This window comes from Chitinimonas sp. BJB300 (assembly GCF_002735695.1).
Taxonomy (GTDB): Bacteria; Pseudomonadota; Gammaproteobacteria; order Burkholderiales; family Chitinimonadaceae; genus Chitinimonas.
Map to the genome: position 1 here is coordinate 1 of NZ_PDZH01000074.1, position 22919 is coordinate 22919.

The 22919-nt window shown below is 56.2% G+C and carries 11 protein-coding genes; all 11 read left to right on the forward strand.

Annotation, left to right across the window (positions count from 1 at the left end; all coding sequences use genetic code 11):
• The coding region (locus tag CSQ89_RS22490; protein ID WP_158228994.1) for a hypothetical protein at positions 1-2282 on the forward strand (2282 nt) is incomplete at its 5' end.
• 2 nt (positions 2283-2284) lie between these two features.
• Positions 2285-3010, forward strand: a complete 726-nt coding sequence (locus CSQ89_RS13350; protein ID WP_099406644.1) for a DUF4376 domain-containing protein — start codon at positions 2285-2287, stop codon at positions 3008-3010.
• A 49-nt stretch (positions 3011-3059) separates the two neighbouring features.
• The gene (locus CSQ89_RS13355) at positions 3060-3479 is read left to right on the forward strand and encodes a GNAT family N-acetyltransferase (RefSeq protein WP_099406653.1); all 420 of its coding nucleotides are present in this window, start codon (positions 3060-3062) and stop codon (positions 3477-3479) included.
• A 5-nt stretch (positions 3480-3484) separates the two neighbouring features.
• Positions 3485-4408 (forward strand): hypothetical protein, encoded by a 924-nt coding sequence (locus CSQ89_RS13360; protein WP_099406645.1) that lies wholly within the window; start codon positions 3485-3487, stop codon positions 4406-4408.
• Positions 4405-4998 (forward strand): hypothetical protein, encoded by a 594-nt coding sequence (locus CSQ89_RS13365; RefSeq protein WP_143747075.1) that lies wholly within the window; start codon positions 4405-4407, stop codon positions 4996-4998. Before CSQ89_RS13360 ends, CSQ89_RS13365 begins: the two co-directional genes overlap by 4 nt.
• A gap of 14 nt (positions 4999-5012) precedes the next feature.
• Positions 5013-6605, forward strand: coding sequence for a hypothetical protein (locus CSQ89_RS13370; protein WP_099406647.1), 1593 nt, complete (start codon positions 5013-5015; stop codon positions 6603-6605).
• Between the two features lie 241 nt (positions 6606-6846).
• On the forward strand, positions 6847-7152 hold the full coding sequence (locus CSQ89_RS13375; RefSeq protein WP_099406648.1) for a type II toxin-antitoxin system Phd/YefM family antitoxin: 306 nt from the start codon (positions 6847-6849) through the stop codon (positions 7150-7152).
• Positions 7149-8333: a PDDEXK nuclease domain-containing protein gene (locus tag CSQ89_RS13380; RefSeq protein ID WP_099406649.1), complete on the forward strand. Its 1185-nt coding sequence runs from the start codon at positions 7149-7151 to the stop codon at positions 8331-8333. Before CSQ89_RS13375 ends, CSQ89_RS13380 begins: the two co-directional genes overlap by 4 nt.
• A 92-nt stretch (positions 8334-8425) precedes the next feature.
• The gene (locus CSQ89_RS13385; protein ID WP_099406650.1) at positions 8426-10225 is read left to right on the forward strand and encodes a site-specific DNA-methyltransferase; all 1800 of its coding nucleotides are present in this window, start codon (positions 8426-8428) and stop codon (positions 10223-10225) included.
• Between the two features lie 20 nt (positions 10226-10245).
• Positions 10246-12960 (forward strand): DEAD/DEAH box helicase, encoded by a 2715-nt coding sequence (locus CSQ89_RS13390; protein WP_099406651.1) that lies wholly within the window; start codon positions 10246-10248, stop codon positions 12958-12960.
• A gap of 163 nt (positions 12961-13123) precedes the next feature.
• Positions 13124-22919: hypothetical protein (locus CSQ89_RS13395; RefSeq protein WP_099406652.1), on the forward strand; the 9796-nt coding region annotated here is incomplete at its 3' end.

A 22919-nucleotide genomic window follows, 5' to 3' on the forward strand; every position in this document is an offset into this window, starting at 1 on the left:
CGACCAAGACCTACCGCTTTGTGCTGCCGGTCTACCGTATTCGCGGCAATGGGCAGGCGTATTGGGGAACCTACAATGTGTGCGACCTCAATACCCAGAATAGCAACGCCAATCCCTACTTTGCGTCATCGGGTGGTTTGAAGCTCGGCCAATGGTATCTATGCGTGGGCTATATCTATCCTGCCGGATCCGTGGGCAATACCCATGAATCGGCAGGAATGTGGGACTGCAATACCGGTGAGAAGGTTGTGAACGGCAAGAACTGGTGCTTTGCGCCCGGTAACGGCAATGTATTCCATCGCGCCTACCAGTATTACGCTGATAAGGATGCACACCAGCTCATGGGCCGCCCGATGGTCAACCTGGTGGATGGCAGCGAACCCAGTTTGCGCGAGTACTTTGCTGCCAGTGCGGTGCTCAATACCCAACAACAATGGGGTCATGTCTCGGGCGCAGGCCGCCCGCAGGACAATGCCACCGTCGGGGCCAATGCCGATAATTTTACCGGCAAGGTCGGCGGGGCCAATCTGTGTGTGAATTCGAGCTTTGAGCAGCATGCCACCGATCCTTATTTGGCGGAGGGGTGGATCATCTATAACAACGCCGGCCAAGGTGTGGAGCCGGTAACTTATTCCGTGCTCGCGGGGGGCGTCGATGGCGGCAAGTACCAGCGGATTGCCTGGAGTGCCAGCGATACATCAGGCAAGGGCCTCTACCGCGAATTTGCCTGTGCCCAAGGCTGGCAACCCTACAAGACCTACACCATCAGTTTCTATGCACGGGCGTCGGGCGGATTGACTCCCGGCTACGAAATGGAAATGCGCCGTTGGAATACGCATCCCATCAGCACCGATGTGTTGGAGAATCCCACACTGACGCTTCACTGGCAGCGTTATGTGTATCGGATCACCTGGGGCGCGTCCGTTGAAGCCAATGGGCGTTTGTTCCTGTGCAAGCAGGTGGGTGCGTCGGGCATGGTCGATTTCGACCACGTGCAGGTACAGGAAGGCAACGTTGTCACCGCTTGGAGCGGCGCGTTGTCCGGTGTGGATGCCATCAACGGCAGCAACCGCAACCAGTTCTTCGCCAATGATGCCCTGACCGCCGTCGGCATGACGATGGACCCCCATCTTGGGCTCGTCATTCACAAGCGGGGCGACCCGAACAAGCGTTTCTTTGTCGCGAACTCAAACAGCGCCCCCTGGATACAGAACATCATCAGTTCGGCACCGGCCAATGGCGCATTGCTGGTTGGCGAGTATGACGAAGCCAATAACCGGCAGTTCATCCGGGCCTTGTCGGCAGCCGGTAGTGTGGATTTGTCCACAACGGGCAACGGCATGGCGGTCGAAGTGAAGGGCTTGGGCGCAGAAATCGACCATGTGGCACTGCATGCCGATCTGGCCATGGAGGTCCGCACCACGGCGGCAGAAGGGTTCTACTTTGCCCTGGAACCCAATTCGGTTTACCGCATTACCGGCACCTTATGGGTGGCCAGTCCCACCGCTAGTGGTATTGAGATCATGGCCAAGGCACCCGAAGGCAGTGCCATGCGTTCGGTGGCCCATACGGTCACGAACACTTCAACCTATCTGCAGATACCCAATAGCGTGCAGTCCACGATTGATGGGCGCTTCTACGCTATCTGGCGATATGCCACGATGGCCAGCCCGATTACGGATTGCCCGCACGTATTTGATATCACCGTGGTGACGGCAGGTCGCAGCGGCCTGTTCCAAATACTGCAAGGCATGGTGGCTGGAACGGGCACCTTGCGTGCCGGCAGCTTGATGAAGCTGGACAAGCTGCGCAAGACGCAGGCGCTACCGCCTAGCATCTCGCAGCCGCCTTGGGCCATGCCGAACTATCAGAGCGACCAACACTTCGTGCGTTTTGGCGGTGTAACCGGTGTCGTTGGTATTTACATCAACAGCGATGGCACCTGGCGCCTGTCGGGCACCCAGCCCAAAAGCGGTAACTGGAACAACGTCGCCCCAAGCGCCAACGTCGGCGCAGGCTGCGAAGTGCAGTTTGTGATCAACCATCTCCGCAAGACCAGCAATACGACCGCCACCATCATCAACGATGCCACAAGCTGGATGTCGCTGGGCGTATCTCGTTCCTGCCTCCTTCAAGCTATCACTACAGCCGCCGTGGGTACGTTCGTAAGCGGCAGTGCATCAGCGATCGTGACCATCAATCTGCGACTGGCCGGCGGCCCAACAAGCAGTCATACCCTCAGCCTCAATGTCGAAAACACCGTGAACGTAGACGACCACTGATCATGCCCATCCTGAAGACCCTGACCGTTGAACAGAAAACCCTCGCCTATCACACCGTGCGCGGCTTTACCGTGCGTTACCGTGAGGGCAAGGTCTTGACCACCTTGCAACTGTATAGCTGGGAGAGCCCTGGCGCAGCCGCCATCGGCGAGGATGCGGAATCCTGGCAGGCGGAGCCCGCAGAGTTGGAGGCACCGACCCTGCTTGCACAAGGTTTTGAGCAGGCATTGCTGGTCAATCACCCACTCTTGATGGGTGGCGAGTACATCAGCGAGCCGGGACCGGCAGACGCCCTGATGGTAGCGAAGCAACGAAAGACCGCGCAAATCAATGCGGCACGGGCCAGCGCGATTGCCAAGTTCAACCAGTTCAGTTTCGAAGGGGTGGAATACGAGGGTGATGAGGAAGCCGCCCAGAACATCGCCCGTCTGGCCGGTATGGCGCGTGATGGCTATGCATTCCCTGCCGGTTTCAGTTGGCGAGCGCTGAATAACAGTGAAATCCCGATGACCGCAGACAAGCTGATGGCACTCGAATCCGCGTGGGCGATGGCGGAAGGTGAACACCGACTGGCGCAGCACATGATTTCCAGGCCGTTGAAGGATGCAATTGAACGGGCAACGACACTCGAAGCGCTGGAAGCCATTCAGTGGCCTGCACAGCCCTTGGTGTCGAGGTCCGAAACCCGTGAGCCGATGCCAGAACCGGCACCCACACCGGCTCCATGACCGGGAACGCGCTGCATGATGGCGTTTTGTAGCCACAAACAGGATGCCCATGCCGCGTAAAACCCTACTCTATGGCGACGATACCCGCGTGATGCGCTGGGTGTGCGAGCGCATTGGTATCACCCCATTCGATGATTACCGCGCTATCGGTCTGGTGCAGGGCAATGCCCTGATTGCCGGTACCGTGTATGAGCGCTTCAGCGAATGCGATGTGAACCTGCATGTTGCGGCAGCCAGTCCCTACGCCATGACCCGGCAATTCCTGGTGGCCAGTTTCTATTACCCCTTTGTGACGGCGGGTAAGCAACGGGTGACGGGGCTGGTGCCGGCCAACAATCAGCGCGCACTGGCCTTTGATTTGAAGCTGGGTTTCAAGCACGAAGGTGTGATCAGGCGTGCACTGCCAGGGGGCGAGGATTTACTCGTGCTGGGCATGCTGCGCGAGGAATGCCGATTAATACAAGGATGACACTTATGTTCATTACTACCTACGCCGTGATCGACATGGCCAGCGGGGCTGTGCTCGAACAGGCCGGCTACGACTACGCCGGCCCTGTAGCCGAATGCAAGAAAGGCGGCAAAGCCCCCAGCCCCGACCCGGCTATTGGCCAAGCCGCGATGGAAAACGCCAAGCTTGGCAAGGATTGGCTGGCGTTCAGTCGCCAGGAGTGGGAAGCCCAACAACCACGCCAGGCAGAGATCGACACCTACAGCCGCAACTTTGCCGACCAGCAACTGGCCGATTCAAAGTTCAACAGCGAACGGGCGCGTGAGCAATGGTCGGACTACACCAGCACCTTCAGGCCCATCGAGCAGCAAGTCGCCAAGGAGGCGATGCAGTACGACAGCGCAGGCCGACAAGCCAGCGAGTCGGCGGCATCCGTCGCCACGGTCGGCAAGCAGTTTGACAATGCCCTGGCGGCCCAAGCCCGCTCCAATGGACGGATGGGCGTCAATCCCAATAGCGGCCGTGCTGGCGCAGCAATGAATGACCTGTTGCTGAACCGGGCACTGGCCACGTCTGCCGCTGAAACGAATACCCGGCGCGATGTCATGAAAACCGGCCTGATGCTGCGTAAGGACGCCGCCAGCCTGGGGCGTGGCTTGCCGGGCACTGCCACGCAGACCTTTAGCGTTGGCACCGGGATGGGGACATCGGGCCAAGGCGCCCTACAAGGGGCGGCCAGCCAGGTGAGCAACAACAACGCCATCATGGGGCAGGGCTTTAGCGGCGCGATGGGTGGCAACACCAGCGCCATGAATGGCCTGAGCCAGCAGTATCAAAACCAGTTGGCCGCATGGCAGATGAACCAGGCCGGCTCGAATGGGCTGATGGGGATGATCGGCAATATTGGCGGCGCATGGGCCGGCAACGGCTTCAAGTTTGGGGGCAAATGATGGAAATCTATACCCAAGGGTTGGCACTCCCCACGATGCAACCCAACGCCATGCAGGATTGGGCCAGCCTGGGCTTGCAGCAGCAAAACGCGGATCTGGCGCGCTTGCAGGATGCGCGCAACCGCGCCATGCAGGCCCAGCAGAAGCCCCAGCAACAGGGACTGGACCCGCAGTTGTTGCAGCATCTTATGGCGGGCGAAGGTGGTGCCGGCTCTGCCGTGGCGGGTGGTTCGGCGGCCACCAGCAGTGCTGGCGCAACGGCGGGGGGCTCGGCTTTACTCAACCCGTGGACCGCCTTGGCCGCTGCGGCCATCATCAATGAACGCGAAGCCAAGCGTGGCGGCTATCGGCGTGAGGGCAACCAGTACTACAAGGATTTGCTGACCGGCAAGAACTTCGAGCAGGACATCAACCAGCGTTGGGCACCCAAGATCGGCGGCAAAGACGACAAATTCGGTGTGGGCAGCACACTGCGGGTGGGGGGCGAATTGTTGACCGGCGACTTCACCAATGCGGGACGGGCATTCGACGACAGTACCGCTGCCAAGCTCGTCAAAGCGCCCTTCAAGGCCATCAAAAAACTGTTTTAGGAAGGCAATACACCATGCATATCGGTATCAATGGCCTGTCGGCCATCAGCAATGGCTTGATGAATGGCTACCAGCTTGGCCGCCAACTCAAACGCGACCGCGAAGCAGATGCGCTGCAAGAAGACCTCAAAGGCACCCAAACCGCCAAGCAACGGGCGGAAATACGGGCACAACAGGAACAATACGCCGAGCAACAACCGATAGACCAAGCCAACCAAGCCGCTAGTGCCAGTCGGGTTGCAGAGAGTCTCACTACGCCCCAGCCAGCCACTATCGCGGCCAATGGCCTGGACCTGGGCACAGGCACTGATTGGGATGCTGAAGCCATCCGCTTGGGTGCGAAAGACCCGGCTCCCGGTCCGATTCCAACGGCCAGCAAGGGGTTGGCGGGTTGGCAAAATGCCGACGGCAGCGCCAAAGCCCGTGTCCCTGATGCAAAGCCGCGTAAGGCAACGGTATCGCTGGAAGACCAGCTTGCTGCACTGGAAGACCGCGCCATGGTGTTTGAATCTCATGGCAAGATCGAAGAAGCCGAGCGCGTGCGGGATATGGCCAGCCAGCGTTATGAAAAGGAACATAGCCTACGGGCACGCAAAGCCTTTGACGCCTACCAGCAGGGTGACACGTCGGTATTGGCCAACTTCCTCGACAACGATATCCACGACAACCTGAAGTACCAAGTCACACGCCAGCAAGACGGCGGGGCCGTGGTCAAGCGCCTACGGGATGGCAAGCTCATCGATGAGCAACAACTCCCTGCCGACCAGGTGATGTATCTGTTCGGCCAGATGCAGGGACCGGAAGCGGCCGCCATGGCTTTCGGCGCTTGGCAATCCAATCACCGCGCCAACCAGCAGATGGACTTGCAGCGTAAATCGTTCGACTTTGAGAAGGACATCAAGCGCAAAGCGCTGGCATTGGATGGCGCACGACTGAACATGGCGACCACTGAATTCAATGACCGACGCCAGGCGATTCAGAAGCAACGCGACTTGGCGGGCCAGTACAACCGGCTAAGTGCGGAAGAACGTGCTGGTGAGAAGGGGCGGCAACTGTATGCCAGCTACTTGGCGTTGAATGGTGGGCTCGATATCCAATCACCCGATTACAAGATCGTGAACTTCGAAACCCCAACGCCCGACGGCATGGGCGTACTCAAGACACCGGCAGCGGTGAATATGAAGAACCCGGCAGCGGGCACCATTGCGTTGACCGGGCCGGGGGGCAATCAAACAGCGAAGGAAGACCCACAGCAGTTGGCAGCGCTGGCTGGGCGGGGGGACTTTGCCCAAGCGCCCACGCAACGTGCGGCATCAACAGGGCTGCCGGGCCAAGCCAGCAACCCGGCCAAACCGGTTGCGAGTACCACGCCCGCACCCGTCAGCGTACCCAAGGCGGCACCGGCGACAGCCAATCAGAAATCGACCGCAGCCCAACTCGCGGCCTTGACTGACCAACAGCTAGCTGTGCTGAAGGATAAAGCCGTGGGTAGGTCAGATATGACGACGTTCAGGCAGATTCATGCTTTGCAACAGCAACGGGCAGTAGAGGCAACACGTGGAATGGGAGCTGAGTTGATTGCGCTGTCGCGGCTGCCGGCCTATTAACGGACCTTACGCAGAGACTGGAACTGCCTTCCCACGCTGAAAAACTCCCCATCGGCGCAATGTCGTAGCAATTGCCGCGCCGCGACATTGCAGCACGTAAGTCAAACTGCACCATTAGCGTGCGATACCCATGCCTTAATGTTTTAAGCAGACCATGAGATCTTTGGAAGTCTTACCAGAATGATCATTGTGACGTAAAATATGTGCTAAATTTTGCACACCATAAACGACAATCAAAGCCATGAAATTCTCAACTGACGAACTCATGCCCTTCTTCGAAGTGCGTACTGGCTTGTCCAAGCATTTGGACGATGTACAGGCCGGAGAAGAGATCGTCATCACGCGACACGGCAAGCCCGTTGGAGCATTGGTTTCCGCAGAGCAGTTGTACCGCTACCGTGAGCTTGAGCGACTTATCACCGAGTTGACTGCGCTATTGAACGCCACGACGACTGCTGTGAAACCGGACAACGCGCAAAAATCTTTGTTGGCGCTGACAAGTGAAGCGGATACGTTGCTGACGAAAACTAGGGGGAGCAAGCCATGAGCAAGGCCGCCCCGCCAAAACCACGCCGTAGCGTCGTTGAACAAAAAGCGCCCACAGTACCCGTTGGTTACATTGACGTTCGTAGCGGCATTGTTGAACTGCTCAATGCCGCACGGCAAGCCGCCGCTCGCAACGTCAATGCTTTGATGACAGCCAGTTATTGGGAAATTGGTCGTCGCATTGTAGAAGCCGAGCAAAAAGGCAAGCGCCGCGCAGGATACGGGGAGCAGTTGATTGAACGACTGTCGCTGGACTTGACGCAGCAGTTCGGACGTGGTTTTAGCCCAGACAACCTGGAGAACATGCGCCGCTTTTTCTTGGCGTATCCCACGACTGCGATTTCCGAGACGCTGTCTCGGATTTCTGGCGGCGAATTGGATAACAAAATTTCCGAGACAGCGTCAGCGAAATTGACGCTTGCCAAGTTAACGCAAGTCTTCACCTTACCGTGGTCTTCCTACGTGCGGCTGTTATCGGTCAAAGACGACCATGCTCGACAGTTCTACGAAGTCGAAGCCCTACGCGGTGGCTGGAGTGTGCGTCAACTTGACCGCCAGATCGGAAGCCAGTTTTACGAGCGCACTGCCCTGTCCAAAAACAAAGCGGCCATGCTGACCAAGGGTGCAGTGGCTAAACCAGAAGACGTAATAAGCCCGGACGAAGCTGTCAAAGACCCTTATGTGCTGGAGTTCTTGAACCTCAAGGATGAGTATTCTGAAAGCGAGCTTGAAGAAGCTTTGATTCACCGCCTTGAAGACTTCCTACTTGAACTCGGTAGCGACTTCACATTTGTAGGCCGACAACGTCGCCTGCGCATCGACCAGACTTGGTATCGCGTCGACCTGCTTTTCTTTCACCGCCGTTTGCGCTGCTTGGTCATCATCGACTTGAAACTCAGCAGCCTTACCCATGCCGATGTCGGACAGATGCACATGTACTGCAACTACGCCAAAGAGAATTGGACACTGCCCGATGAAAATCCGCCTGTTGGCTTGATTCTGTGCGCAGACAAAGGTCATGCTCTGGCGCGGTACGCACTGGATGGACTGCCCAACAAGATCATGGCGGCAAATTACAAAACCGTGTTGCCTGACGCTGAGGTTCTGCAAAAAGAGCTTGAGAAAACTCGGTTGATGCTGGAATTGCGGGGCGCGGTACGCAACAAAGGGAATTCACAATGACGGTCAATAGCCAGCCCAACCCATTTAAGTTCAGCCAAGCAGACACCTGCTCTGAAAACATGACAGCAACCATTCAAGCAATCGATAAATAAATGCCAACACTTCACTGGGTAGGAAAAGACAAGGTAGTCAACCACCACCACGACGTACCGTTTCGCTTGTTGAACAAGGAATATACGTTTACCGCAAATCAAGGCACCCCCGCCAACTCCACCGCCAATCGCATCATTCATGGCGACAACTTGGAGGCACTGAAAAGCCTGCTTCCTGAGTTTGAAGGCAAAGTGAATTGCATCTACATCGACCCGCCCTACAACACCGGAAATGAAGGCTGGGTTTACAACGACGCAGTAAACGATCCCAAGATCAAGAAATGGCTAGGGCAAGTGGTGGGCAAAGAAGGCGAAGATTTAAGCCGTCATGACAAGTGGTTGTGCATGATGTACCCGCGTTTAAAAATGCTGCATAGATTATTAGCAAAAAATGGGGTTCTATTTCTGCATCTGAACGACGATGAGCTTCATTATGCAAAGGTGTTATTGGACGAAATTTTTGGCCGAGACTCATACATTAATGAAATCTGCGTCAAGATGAAACTGACAGCAGGAGCATCTGGAGGCGGCGAAGATAAAAGACTGAAGAAAAACATCGAAAATATTTTGATATATACGCGAGACAGGACAGGCAAAGGTGGCTTTGAAAGATTTAACGACGTTTACGATGAGGAAGATTTATTTGAAATCATTGACGAGATGGAGTCGGAAGGAAAAAGCTGGAAGTACACAAGTGTACTTTTAGACAAAGGTGACTTTGTTGAAGAGCGAGTAGTGCTAGATGGTGCTGGCGAAGAAATCAAAATCAAGAAATACAAAAGCATTAAAAGAACGACCGTCAATGCACTTGTAAGAAAAGGCATAGACCGTGAGGTTGCATATATAGAGAATTTCAACTGGATATTTTCTGACACCAACGCACAAACAAGCATACGAACAAGAATAATGGATGAGTTTGTAACGCTTGCAGACGATGAACTTCTTGTCGCTGAGTATGTTCCTCGCTCAGGTCGCGATAAAGGTACGACAGTTCAACACTATTACATCAGCCCAACTATCCGCAGAGTAATTTGGCTCAAGGATACTGCCGTTAAGCGAGGACAAAGAATCGTAAAGCTTGAGAAGACAGGAACATATTGGGATGGATTTCCACTTAACAATTTAACCAAAGAAGGGGGCATTCAATTTCCTAGTGGGAAAAAACCAATACTGCTGATTGAGAAAATTCTTCGCTTGGCTACTAGCAAGAACTCCATCATCCTCGATTCTTTTGCTGGGTCTGGAACTACTGCACATGCGGTCTTAAAACTCAATGCGGAAGATGGCGGGAACCGCCGTTTCATTCTTTGTGAAATGATGGACTATGCAGAAGACACCACTTCAGAGCGGGTGCGCCGTGCAATAAGTGGGTATAGCGAAGGCGCGAAAATTGTGACTGGCACAGGTGGCGGTTTTGACTACTACACCGTGGGTGCGGCTTTGTTCAAGGACGACAAGAACCTGAATGAAGATGTGGGCGAAAAAGCCATCCGTGAATATGTGGCCTACACGGAGAGCATCCCCGCTGCGTCGAAGTGCGGCGCCGACAGCCCCGTGAGCCGCTACGCACTTGGAACAAGTGCCACTGTGCTGTGGCTGTTTTATTACGAACGCGAACGCGTGACCACACTGAACTTGGATTTCCTCGCCAGCCTGAACATCAAGGCATTGCTCAATAACGGTGGCAAGCGCCCCGAACATTTTGTGATCTATGCCGACAAGTGCGCACTAGATGCGGATTTTCTGATCAAGCACGGCATCACGTTCAAACGCATCCCGCGTGACATTACCCGCTTCTAATCACATCGGCCAAAGAAAATATGGAACTCAAAGACTATCAAGCCGATGTGCTTAACGACCTGAGCACTTACCTGCAAACGCTGCTGGACTGCAAAGGCCACCTGGGTAAAGCCTTCACCACCTACTGGAAAAACCGTGGTGTGTTAAACCAAGCCTACAAAAACAATGTGCAGGAAGTGCCCCATGTGTGCGTGAAAGTCCCCACGGCAGGCGGTAAGACATTTATTGCCGTCAACGCCTTGGAGCGCGTGTTCACTGCCTTTGCTGAGTACAACCCGAGTCGTCCAAAGTTTGTCGTCTGGTTAGTGCCGTCTCTCACCATTCTGGAACAAACGGTTAAGAACCTTGCCAACATTGACCACCCCTACCGTCAGCGTCTGAATGACTTATTTCAAGGCCGTGTGCAGGTGTATGAGAAGACTGACGTATTGCAGGGTGCGGGCTTTAATGCAGACACGGTGCGCGAGCAGTTGTCCGTTGTGGTGATGTCGTTTGACTCGCTCAAAGCCACCAACAAAGAAAACCGCAAGGCGTATCAGGAAAACGGCTACCTGGCTTCGTTCTTGACAGATACCACCCACGACGCGGTGTTGCTGCCCGAATACGATAAATCTGCCCTGATCAACGTGATTCGCACGTTGAACCCCGTGGTGGTGGTGGACGAAAGCCACAACGCAGAAAGCACCTTGTCTGTAGACATGCTGTGCAACCTGAACCCCAGCTTCATTTTTGATCTGACAGCCACGCCACGCGACAACAGCAACATCATCAGCTATGTGGACGCACTACGGTTGAAGAAGCAGAACATGGTGAAGCTACCCGTGATTGTGGCTAACCAGCGCAGTCAAGAGGATGTCATCATGGCCGCGCTGAACATGCGCCGCCAGTTGGAAGTGTTGGCCGACAAGGCCGAGGCTGACGGCGGTGGTTACATCCGCCCGATTGTGTTGTTCCAGGCTGAGCCCAAAAGCAAGGATGACAACACCACGTTTGAAAAAGTCAAACAAGTATTGCTTGACCTTAATATCCCGCCCGAACACATCGCCATCAAGACGGCCAATGTCAACGAGTTGAAAAATGCGGACTTGCTGGATCGGCATTGTCCGGTGCGCTACATCATCACGGTCAATGCTTTGAAAGAAGGTTGGGACTGCCCATTTGCCTATGTTCTAGCAACGTTGGCGAATAAATCGTCCGTGGTGGACGTGACACAGATTCTGGGACGTGTGCTGCGCATGCCCTACCAACGCAAGCACAGCCACGAATTGCTCAACCTGAGTTATGTGTTCACGGCATCCAGCCACTTTCAGAACACGTTGAGCCAAGTGGTAGCAGGGTTGAATAAAGCGGGCTTTTCAAAGCGGGACTACCGCGAAGTGGATTTATCTGCATTGCCAGTGGCAGCGGACACAGGTTCTACCAGTTCTCCACAAGGTGACTTGTTGACCACCGAAAGCCCGCGGCCAACAGACCAAGTCACAGATACAAACGAAGTGATGGTGGACGTCACCAAGCTCAATCCGAACTGGGAAGTAGTGGCCCTGCAACACGCAGAAAGCTCTGGCAGTAGTGACCCAGCAGCCGACGAAGCCCCCGAGATGGATACGGCAGGCGTAGAAAACATCAAAGCGCAAGCCATGCGTGAAGCTCGGGCGTTTGAGGCACAGGCCGCACAAACTGATGGAGACCGTTGCCCAGATGAATTGAAGGCAAACATGAACGAACACAAAATGAAACCGATGTTTGAAGCGTCGGCGCAGGCCATTCAGCTGCCTCAGTTTTTCTTGAAGCTGCCATCGGAAGGCGGCTTTTTTGAAACCAGCGATGAATGGCACAAACTAGCCAAAGAAAATTTGCTGACGGATTTTGTACTCTCCAATTTGGATGCCACGGTTAATTTTTCTGCCATTGACTCAGATGTGTATTCCGTCGATGCGGAAGAGATTGGAAAAGGTGAAAGTGCCCCCGCCTTCAAGGTTGTCAAGAAGGCTGAAAAAGAAAAGCTCAATCACATCATCAAAAGCCAGTCTCTACCGGGACAGGTGACATCTATCGTAGGGCGTTTGTTTAGCCTGATTGGCAAGAACACCTTCTACCCTATCGAAGACAACGACATCAGGAAGTACCTTACGCGCATAGTGGAGGTGATGAGTGCCGAGCAACGTGCAGACTGTCTTGAACGTGACTATGCCTACGTGAAGGCCATCAAGGACAAGATTCAGGGATTGGCAAACGAGTTTGCTGCCAAGGAGTTCAACAACTGGCTGACAACCCAGAGGGTGAAATTGCAGCCGAATTTTTCGTTATCGGCAACCATAGCCCCCAGCGACAACGCCCCTGCCATTATCAAAAGCCTGTACGTCACCGAGCGCGGCATGAATGGGCTAGAGTCGTCTGTCATTGGAAAAGTGGCTCAGCTTGAAAACGTGGTGTGGTGGCATAGCAATCTTGAGCGAAGCAAAGGCTTTTGCATCAATGGCTTTATCCACCATTATCCTGACTTCGTTGTGCTGACAGCCAGCAAGAACATCGTAATCATCGAAACCAAAGGCGATGACCGAGACAACTCCAATTCAAAAGACAAACTGAAACTTGGAAAAACTTGGGAGTATCAGGCCAATCAAATCGCGCACGAAACGGGCTACAGATACCACTACATGATGGTGTTTGAGAGTAACCCGATTGAAGGTGCTTTTGTGGTGGGGGACGTGCTGAAATTGGTTGGAAATCTATAATCCAAACAGCCTTCTGAAAAGGAGACTTTCATACTTGCAAACATCAAAGGGCAGAATTAGCCAAGCGGTGACTGTCTCTTTGGGTTGCAAGCAGAGATTCAAAGCATAATCACCGGGAACGACCTAGACAATCCTAGCCTTGATTGTCACCGGTTCCCCGCTCATGGCTCAGCCCCGCACCCTCGAACAAATCCGCGCCCAAAATCCCCAGCTTGCCCAGCTTGATGACCAGACCATCATGGTGGGTATCTATAACCGCGACTTCGCGGGAACGATGACGCCCCAGCAGTACATGGCAGCCACTGGTTACACGCCCAAGGCGAGTGGCATGGACTACGTCAAATCGGCTGCTGCCGGTGCCGGCGATTTGGTGGCGGCTGCCGGCTATGGCCTGCAAAAGCTCGGTGCTGATGGCTTAGGTGGCGCAATCCGCGATGCGGGCCAGACAGCCCAGCGCTATTGGGCAGACGACATGACCGGCGCAGGCCGTTCCGTGGCGAATAATCCCATCGTTACCGATGACTACGCACTGGGTGATACCCCGCTGCAATCCACCCTGATGGCCGCGTCGCGTAGCGTGCCGGGTATGGTTGCAACAGCCCCCGTCGGTGGGATTGTCGGTCTGGCGGCCAAGTCGGGATTGGGTCGGTTGGCAGTAACCAAAGGTGCGCAAGCGGCTGCCGAGGCAGGTAGCGCCACATTGGCGCAGAAGGCTTTGTTGGCTGCTCCAGGTGCAATCGGTATGGGTGTGGCCGAGGGTGGCCAAGCCGCCTTGGTCAATGCCGAGCAGACTCACGCCAAGATCATGGACCTGACCGCGACGCCGGAAGAGGCGTTGCTGCAAAACCCGACTTACCGCGCCAACCTACAGCAAACCCGCGACCCACTGGCGGCTCGCCAAGCGGTAGCAGACGAAACCGCGAATCAGGTGCTGCGCAATACGATGCTGGCTACCGGGGGTATCGGCATCCTGACCGGGGGGGGCGCGCTGGGTTCGGTGTTCAATCGCGTTACGGGCAAGCCGGCTTCTGCGCTGGCCAGCCAAGGTGCGATGGGCTTGGCCAAGTCGGCGGCGATGGATATCGGTAAGGAAGCGGGGCAGGAGTTTCTACAGTCTGGTGCAGAGCAGTACATCCAGAATGCGGCAGAGCGGGACCATATCGACCCGAGCAAGGACGCATGGCGCGGCGTTGGGCCGGCTGCCTTATCGGGCGCGGCCGTTGGCGGGCTCATGGGCGGCGGTACGCATGTACTGGGCAAGCCGTTTGAGCAAGCCGGCATGCCAGCGCTCAACCGCAACCCCGCGCCTGCCATCGCGCCGGCAGCCAACCCCATCACAGAAACAGCACAGCTACCCGCCCTCTATCAGCCCGGTGGAGAATATCTCCCAGCCAATGAGGCAACGCTGACGCCCGAGCGCCAGGATGCACCGCCGGCACCGCAATTCAATGTCACCCCCGATGGCGTGGCCATCCCGGTACCGCGTGAAGTGCGCGCCTTGCCCGATAGGTCCGGCACGCTGTACGCCAACCAGTTCGGCGTTGCCAGTGAGCAGATGGCCGATGTCGCGCCGAATGAACAAGTAGCGAATGAAATCGCCGCGCATACTCAGCGCCGCGAAGGTGCATTGCGTGTCATTGGCAAGATTCAGGAACGCGCCAGCACGCTGCAAGGCGACGCATTGGCGCAATACCAAGCCAACAGTGCCCCCGCGTTGGCCCGCGCCCAGCAAGCTTGGCAGGAAAGCGATGTAGCTTTGGCACAGCTTGGCCAGAAGCAATCCAGCCCTGCCCACTACGAGGAAAGTCCGCAAGGTGTTGAGGCGACCACGGACGCGAGTTCTTCCCCTCGTGATGTCGCCCCCGGTGAGATCGCAACCACTGCTGACATCGAACCATTGCGCCAAACCCCGCCAGCCAAGGCACCGCGTAAGAAGCCTTTGCCTGTCGCCAAGCCGCTTGATATGAGCGATGCCGAATTGGCGGAACGGGCCAGTTATATCCAAGAACAGGCTAAACGTACCCAGGGCTGGACGACCATGCTGGCTGCCGGCATGCGCGAGGTGAGAAACGAGCAACAAAAGCGGGCAAAGAGTGCGCGGCAAGCGGACCTGTTTAAGCACGCCGATAAAAAAGCGGAAGTCGTACCGAGCCCAGTTGAGAAAGCCACGCCGAAAGAACAGCCAGTCAAATGGTTCACGACGGTGGAACGTGCAACCGCTTTCATTGACAAGAAAAAGCTGACCGATACGCACGCGCCCGTCGCGGTGGAGAAGCTCGCGCCCAACGGTAAGCACGTTACCGTCTACGAGATTCACCCAAAACCCGCCCTGCCTGTAAAAAAAACGGCTGAGCCCGCGCCAGTCGAGGCGGAGGCGGATGAAACGGCAGCGATTGAGGCTAGCGAACCTGCTGCCCCGCTGGATAAACTACCAGCGCCGATCGAGCAGCCAGCCGCAGAAGCGGCTAAGCCGCCTTCGACCAAGGCACGTCAGCAACCGCAGCAACGAAAACAGCCGGAGGACAGTAATGAGTCGAATGAGGTATCAGCAGATGGCCAGGGAACACTGGTACACGTTTCTACCGCAGAAGGTAGCCGAACTGAAAGCCGAGGGGATGCTCGCGGAGTCGTTGCAGATCGCAGCGATACAAGCCCATCAGGAAGTCGTCAGTCTGATGGAACAGGGCTGGCAGAAGCACGAAGCCGAGGAAGTCGCGCTGGCGAACTACATCCTGCTGAAGCCGGAACCGGGCGCGGACCTGCTGGACTGGGAGGAAATCGAACTGGCGGAAAAAGAGCGCGAGTACCAGCACATGATGCGCAATCACGATTAGCCGATCCCGTTGAAACGCCGCAAATCCCGCTAGGCAATTTCCGTATCACCGATGAGGTGAAGCTGGGCAAAGGTGGGGAAGCGGAGAAGTTCCGGGACAACCTGGCGGCTATCCGCGTCGTCAGGGCGTTGGAGCAGGAACGACGCCGTGCCACGTCGGACGAGCAGCGTACCTTGGCCCGTTACGTGGGCTGGGGGGGGTTAGCCAATGCCTTTGCCGATCCCGATGGCAATTTCAAAGCCGGTTGGGAGCAAAAAGGCACAGAACTGGCCGAGTTGCTGACCAAGGATGAATTGGCAGCGGCACGTTCATCTACCCGGAACGCCCATTACACATCAGAAACCGTCGTCAGTGCCATGTGGGCAGCAGCCGCGCAACTGGGCTTCAAGGGCGGCTTAGCCCTGGAGCCGAGTGTCGGTACCGGTAATTTTCTTGGTCTGATACCCGACGCCCTGGCCGGGGCAACCCGGTTTGTGGGCGTTGAGTACGATAGCCTGACCGCCCGGATTGCGCAGGCGCTATATCCCCGCGAAACCATCCTGCATACCGGGTTTCAGAAGGTGCCGTTCACCGAAGGGGAGTTCGACCTCGCTATTGGCAATCCCCCGTTTGGCAAAGACAAGTTGAACTTCCGGTTCCGTCCTGAATTGAACGGCGCGACCATTCACAACCAGTTCTTCCGGGGCAGCATGGCTGCCGTGCGCCCTGGTGGCTTGCAGATCATGGTGGTATCCCGCTACCTGATGGATGCGCATGACGGCAGTTCCCGCGCCGCATTGGCACAACAGGCCCGCTTGCTGGGGGCGATCCGCCTGCCGCAAACCGCGTTCAAAGAGAATGCTCGTACTGATGTTGTGACCGACATCATTTTCTTGCAGCGTTTGAACGAGGCAGAAGCAGCGGAAATGGCCGATGCGTTTGCCGCACGCGATACCCGCAGCGGTAAATGGCAGGGCAATAGCCTGCCAGGCGAAACGGCTGAGGATGCACGGAAACGGTTGGCTGGCTTAGTGCCGGATTGGGTGGACACCACCCCTGTTGCAGACCCATTGGGTGGCGAACCCATCACCGTCAATCGCTACTTTGCACAACAGCCCGACATGATCGTCGGCACCCTGGACCGCTCGGGCAAGCAAAACTTTCAGAACGACGTGACCGTGCGGATCGACAAGGGGGCAGATATGGCCGCCCTCTTGCAGGAACGCATCGCCAAGCTGCCGCGAGATGTGATGCTGCAAAAGCCGGATGCCATCGCTAACAGCCTGGCACGTCACAAGACCATGACCGATGCGTTGGTGATTGCGCTGGCGGGGCATGAGTATGGCCACGTTGAGCTGAGTCTGGACGGACAGCTACAGCGGATCATCGAGCGTGAAACCCCCAGCGGCGATTGGGAACTGGCCAAGCTGCCATTGAATGCCGATTCCCCCTGGTCTGACCAATTGCTGATGAATGCACAAGGTAAATGGTATCGGACGGTGCCCAAGCTCGATGAAGCGGGCAAGGCCCTCAAGGAGATCAAAAACGGCAAGCCCACCAACCGCAATCTCTACGACCGGGAAGTATTCGACAATGAGGCGGAGATTCCCGCTGGACTACGTCTTGGTGAAACCGGCTTTGAGCGTTTGAAGTTGCTCGTGGGCCTGCGCGATGCGCTCAAGCAGCAATTGTCGATGGAAGCCAAGGACGAATCCAGCAAGCAATTGGAAAGCAACCGCAAGAAGCTGGCTGCGTTATATCGCGACTACGTGGCACAACATGGCTTGGTCAATCTACCGAGCAATGCCAAGTACCTCAATGATATGCCCGATGGGGCATTGGTACTGGCGTTGGAGCAGCAGTATCAACCCCCGTTGAGCAAAGGCCGTGCAGAGAAACTGGGTGAATCGCCTCGTGCGGCCAGTGCGCAGCCTGCAACCATTCTCAAGCAACGCGCCATCCCTAAGTATGAACCGGTCAAATCAGCGGCTACCCCGGCAGATGCCCTGGTTGTATCGCTGGCCGAATCGGGCAAGGTAGACATGGCGCGGGTAGCGGCATTGCTTGGTATGTCGGAAGAAGCTGCCATTGCCAATTTACAGGAGGGCGCGACACCATTGGTTTTCATGGACCCGGAAACGCGGCGATGGGAAACCCGCGATGCCTACCTGACTGGGGAAGTGAAACGCAAGCTACGCGCCGCCCAAACCTTGGGGATGCAAGCCAACGTCAAGGCATTGGAAGCCGTACAGCCCGAACCCTGGGGCTCGGAAAACGTGGTGGCCTTTATCGGCTCCACCTGGGTGCCGCCGGAAATCTATGGCGAGTTTGTCTCGCACTTATCCGGTCAAGCCGCCAAGGTACGTTATTCCAAGCTGACCAATAGTTTCAGCGTGGATGCGGCAATCAATCCCGCCAGTGAGTGGAATACTGAAGGCTTGTCGGCACCGCAGATCGTTAACGAGCTGCTGAATGGCAACAGTATCAAGGTCTATGACCCGCCTGCCAGCAAGAAGGAATCGCGCAAGCTGAATCAGGAAAAGACCGACGCGGCGCTAGCCAAGGCCGCTGAGATCAAAGCTGAGTTTGAGGAATGGATTTTCAAGGACGCCGAGCGCCGGCGTGAATTGGTCCAGTTGTTCAATGATCGCTTCAATACCCGCGTGGCTAAGCAGCACGATGGTAGTCATTTGATGCTGCCCGGTAAGGTGCCTGACGCCATCATTACCTTACGCCGCCACCAGAAGAACGCGGTATGGCGCGGTATCTCCGAACGCTTCATGTTGCTGGACCACTGCGTGGGTGCCGGTAAAACCTTTACCGCCATTGCCCGCGCCATGGAGCGCCGCCGCATGGGTTTGTCGAATAAGCCCATGATCGTGGTGCCCAACCACATGATCGAGCAGTTCGCTGCCGATACCTATCGGCTGTATCCCGGCGCCAAGGTACTGGCGGCCAGCAAGAAGGATTTCGAATCCAAACGCCGCCGCCGCTTGTTCGCCAAGATTGCGACCGGCGATTGGGACATTGTGATTGTGGCGCATAGCTCGTTTGGCTTTATCGGGATTGATCCCGATACCGAGCAACGCTATCTGGAGGCCGAACTCAGAGAAGCTGAAGCGGCCATCAAGGAGGCAGAAGCCCAAGCCACAGAGGATGGTTACAGCGGCCACCGCAAGTCCTTCAACGTCAAGGAGGCTGAGCGGCTACGCGACAAGCTGACCACGCGTATGGAAGGCATCATGCATCGTCGGCGCGACAAATTACTGACGTTCGAGCAAATGGGCGTTGACGATTTGACCGTGGACGAAGCCCACGAATTCAAGAATCTGTTCTACTCATCGCGCATGACGGGCGTCAAGGGCATGGGCAACAAGGCCGGTAGCGGCAAAGCGGTAGACCTGTACAACAAGGTGCGTGTGTTGCGCGACAGTCCGACCGGCACCGTTACCTTTATGACCGGTACGCCGATCAGCAATAGCGTCGTCGAGATGTACACCGTGATGCGCTATCTGGCTGAGCAGGAATTGAACGAGTTCGGTATCGCCCACTTTGACGCCTGGCGTAATCAATTCGTGGAAACGGCGAGCGCGTTTGAGCCTGACGAGGCGGGCCGGCTGGTCGAAGTCAATCGCCTGGGCCGTAGCTGGTCCAATATGCGCGGCCTGATGGAGCTGTATTACAGCTTTACCGATGCCGTCAGCCTGGAAGACATCCAGCAGTGGTTCAGCAAAGACAACAAGGGCCAAGCCTTTCCCGTGCCCAAGGTAAAAGGTGGGGAACGCCAAAGCATTGTGGTGCAGCCCTCCGCTGCACAGGTTGCCATCCTCAATGAGGTGTTGAACGGCTTTAATGGACTGGCCGACATCAAAGACCCCAATAAGCGCAATGCTGAACGTCTGCGTTTGATGGACCGCGCACGCAAGCTGTCGCTCGATGCGCGGGTAGTCGATGCCAGCCTCAGTAGTAAGGAAGAAGGCGGCAAGCTACAGCGGGTCAGTGAAGAAACCTTCCGTATCTATCAGGCTTCGAATCAGGACAAAGGCACCCAGCTTATTTTCCTGGACCGTTCCATTCCGAAGGGCAAGGGAGACGGCCAACAGATCAAGACCTACGACGAACTGGTGGCCAAGCGCGAGCGGGCGATTGCGGCAGGCGATGAAGGCGCGTATCAGTCCGTCAATGATGCCTTGGAGAAGTATGACCCCGCAGAAATGGAGGAAATACGACGGGCGCAAGTTGGCGGCTGGAATGCCTACCAGCAGATCAAGGACAACCTGGTGGCCTTGGGTGTGCCTGCCCGAGAAATCCGCTTTATTCAGGAAGCCAACAACGATGCCGACAAACAGGCGCTGTTTGATGAGGTAAAGGTCGGCAGAGTGCGGATACTGCTGGGCTCTACCCCGCGTATGGGCGCCGGCACCAACGTACAGGACCGCTTGGTGGCCTTGCACCATGTCGATGTGACGTGGAAGCCATCGGACATCGAGCAACGTGAAGGCCGCATCATCCGGCAGGGTAACAAGCTGTACGACAAGTACGGCCCGGACTTTGCCGTGGAGATTCTTGCGTATGTGACCGAGCGGACCATGGACGCCAAGATGTGGGCCTTGAACGCAACCAAGCTCAAGGCCATCAATGGCATTCGCAAGTACGACGGTAGTTTCTCGATGGACTTCGATGATTCTGACGCCTTGGGCATGGCTGAGATTGCCGCGGTGGCGTCGGGCGACCCGATGTTGCTCGAACGGGTACAGATCAGTTCAGAAATCGACAAGCTTGAACGTTTGCGCAAAGCGCATAACCGCCGCCAATCTGGCTTGCGCGATAGCCGCGATGCAGCCCAGCGCACCATAGATAAGGCACCGCAGAAGATAAAGCAGATCCGTGCGGACGGCCAAGCCTATGCAGCGGCCCAGCAACTGGCGGAGCAGTGGGCGGCAGAGCGTGAACTCACCATAGAGGGCAAAAGCTATAGCGACCGATTCGAAGCAGAGCAGGCTTTCCAAAACGCGGTGAGCAAACAGCAGGCTGGCAATGAGAAAGCCCGCTATTCGGTGAGGGTGGCGGGTGAGAAAGTCACCAACCGTGCCAAGTTCGACGAACTGATGGACCAGGGGATAGGGGACGATGCTGCCATCGTCATGGAAATGGACGGCCAAACCTATCACACCAGACTGGAAGCGGCGCGTCACATTGCCATGAAAGGGAATGCCTTACTGTCCGAATTAAAGGTGAGTGCCACCGAAGTTGTCGGCAAGGTATTGGGATTGCCGTTGGAAATGGATATTCAGAGCAGCGCGTGGGAAGAAAACCATGTGCGGATGGTCTTGGCGGTTGTCGGTCCCGATGGGCGCACCTTGGCGGTGAAGACGGGAGACTATGAACGCCGGACAGAGTTTGCCAGTAGTTATGTCAGAAATCTGCTTTCCGCAGTCACCAAGCAATTGTTAACGGCGGATACCGAACACAATGTGCAAAAGGTCGATGACGAAGTAAAGCATGCGCAAGACACCTTGGCGCAATTGGCGGGCCAGTTGGATAAGCCCTTTGCCAAGCAGGGCGAACTGACCCAGAAAAAAGACCGCCTGAATGAAGTGGAAAGCCTGCTTTCCGGCAAGGGCGAAGCGGCTGACCCGCAAGCAGCGACCGAAGCGACAACCGAACAGCCTGCGGAAGCCGGCCCGATAGTCTTTTCGCGTAGCGATGCACACCGACCAGGCAGTGAAGGTAGCGATGCCACTCTCCTGCGCAAGCAATTCGCCCCCCTGATTGCCAGATGGAAGAACGCGCCTCACATCACCATCGTTCAATCAGTACAGGACTTACCGGTCCGGTATCTCGATAAGCTGCGTTCGCAAAATGCCGAGGGCGATGTCGAAGGCTTCTTTGACCAGAAAGCCAATGCGGTTTATCTGGTGGCGGATCGCTTGGCCGATACCCCGCGTGCCCTGCATGTATTGGTACATGAAGTTCTGGGCCATGCCGGCTTGCGTGGTTTGTTTGGCAAACAATTGAACCCGCTGCTGGCGAGCATCTACCGTGGACACGGCAATGTGCGTGAAGCAGCAGACGGTCTGGTGGACCGTTACGGCTATGACAAGTTTCTGGCCGTGGAGGAAGTGCTGGCCGATATGGCACTGCGGGCCAGTCTGACCAAGCAAGCGTTCTGGCCCCGTATTGTGACAGCCATCCGCAATCTAATTCGCCGGTACGGTTTTGTGCGGCAATGGACGGACAACGACATAGTGGCGTTGCTGGGCAGCGCACGGCGCTATGTGACAGAGGCGCCGACAGCAGGGAAGGACACAGGCAGGACTGACGGCAAGCCCCTTGCCACGAGCCGGAAGGATGGCCCAGCCCAACGGATGGCGATGGCGTGGAAGTTGTTGGCGCAGGCGGATGAACTGTTTCGTTTTCCGCGTCCGCAAAGCTTCGACCTAGCCGACATTGCCGCTGAGATTGACCCTGGCCTGAGTGTCGTTGTGGATCAAAAAGCCTATTCCAAAGCCGAGCGCGACGAGCAGAAGATTGCCCAGGTCTGGAAAATGACCATGGCTGACCGGAAAGAAGCCTGGATTATCGAAAACCAAACCGGCGAAGTCTGGATCGATGCCTCGTCACTGACCAAGGGCATCAGCGGGGGCGGTAAGCTCTATGCGGCGGTGGCTTCCTATGCCGCCGCCAATGGCAAAGTGTTCATTGGCGACCCGGCTGGTTTGTCTGAAGCGGCCTTGGTCCGTCGTACCGAACAAATGCTGTCGTCAGCCCTGAAAGAAGGCATGACCCAACACTTGATGCCGCATGCACGGCAGATGGACCCGGATAGTTACCAGCCCAACGCCAAGATCAATGACGCCATTCGGCCGATTACCTGGGTACCGGGTGATGACGCGCATAATTTGCTGGAGCTGCTGAAGACTTCCTACCATAATGTCCGTCAGTTGGTGCCGGATGTCGCGAAGGAGTTAAACCATGTCAGCTATAGCTTCGAAAAAGGTCGATTTGAAACCGACGGTGAGCCCGTTGATGACAAATACTTCCAAGAGCTTGCGGGACGGGCTGCGCTGGAACTCCAACGGCACGGTTTCCCTGGTCTTGTCAGTGGAAGAGCAAGCGATAGTGGACAACCGCAAGCGTGGGCAG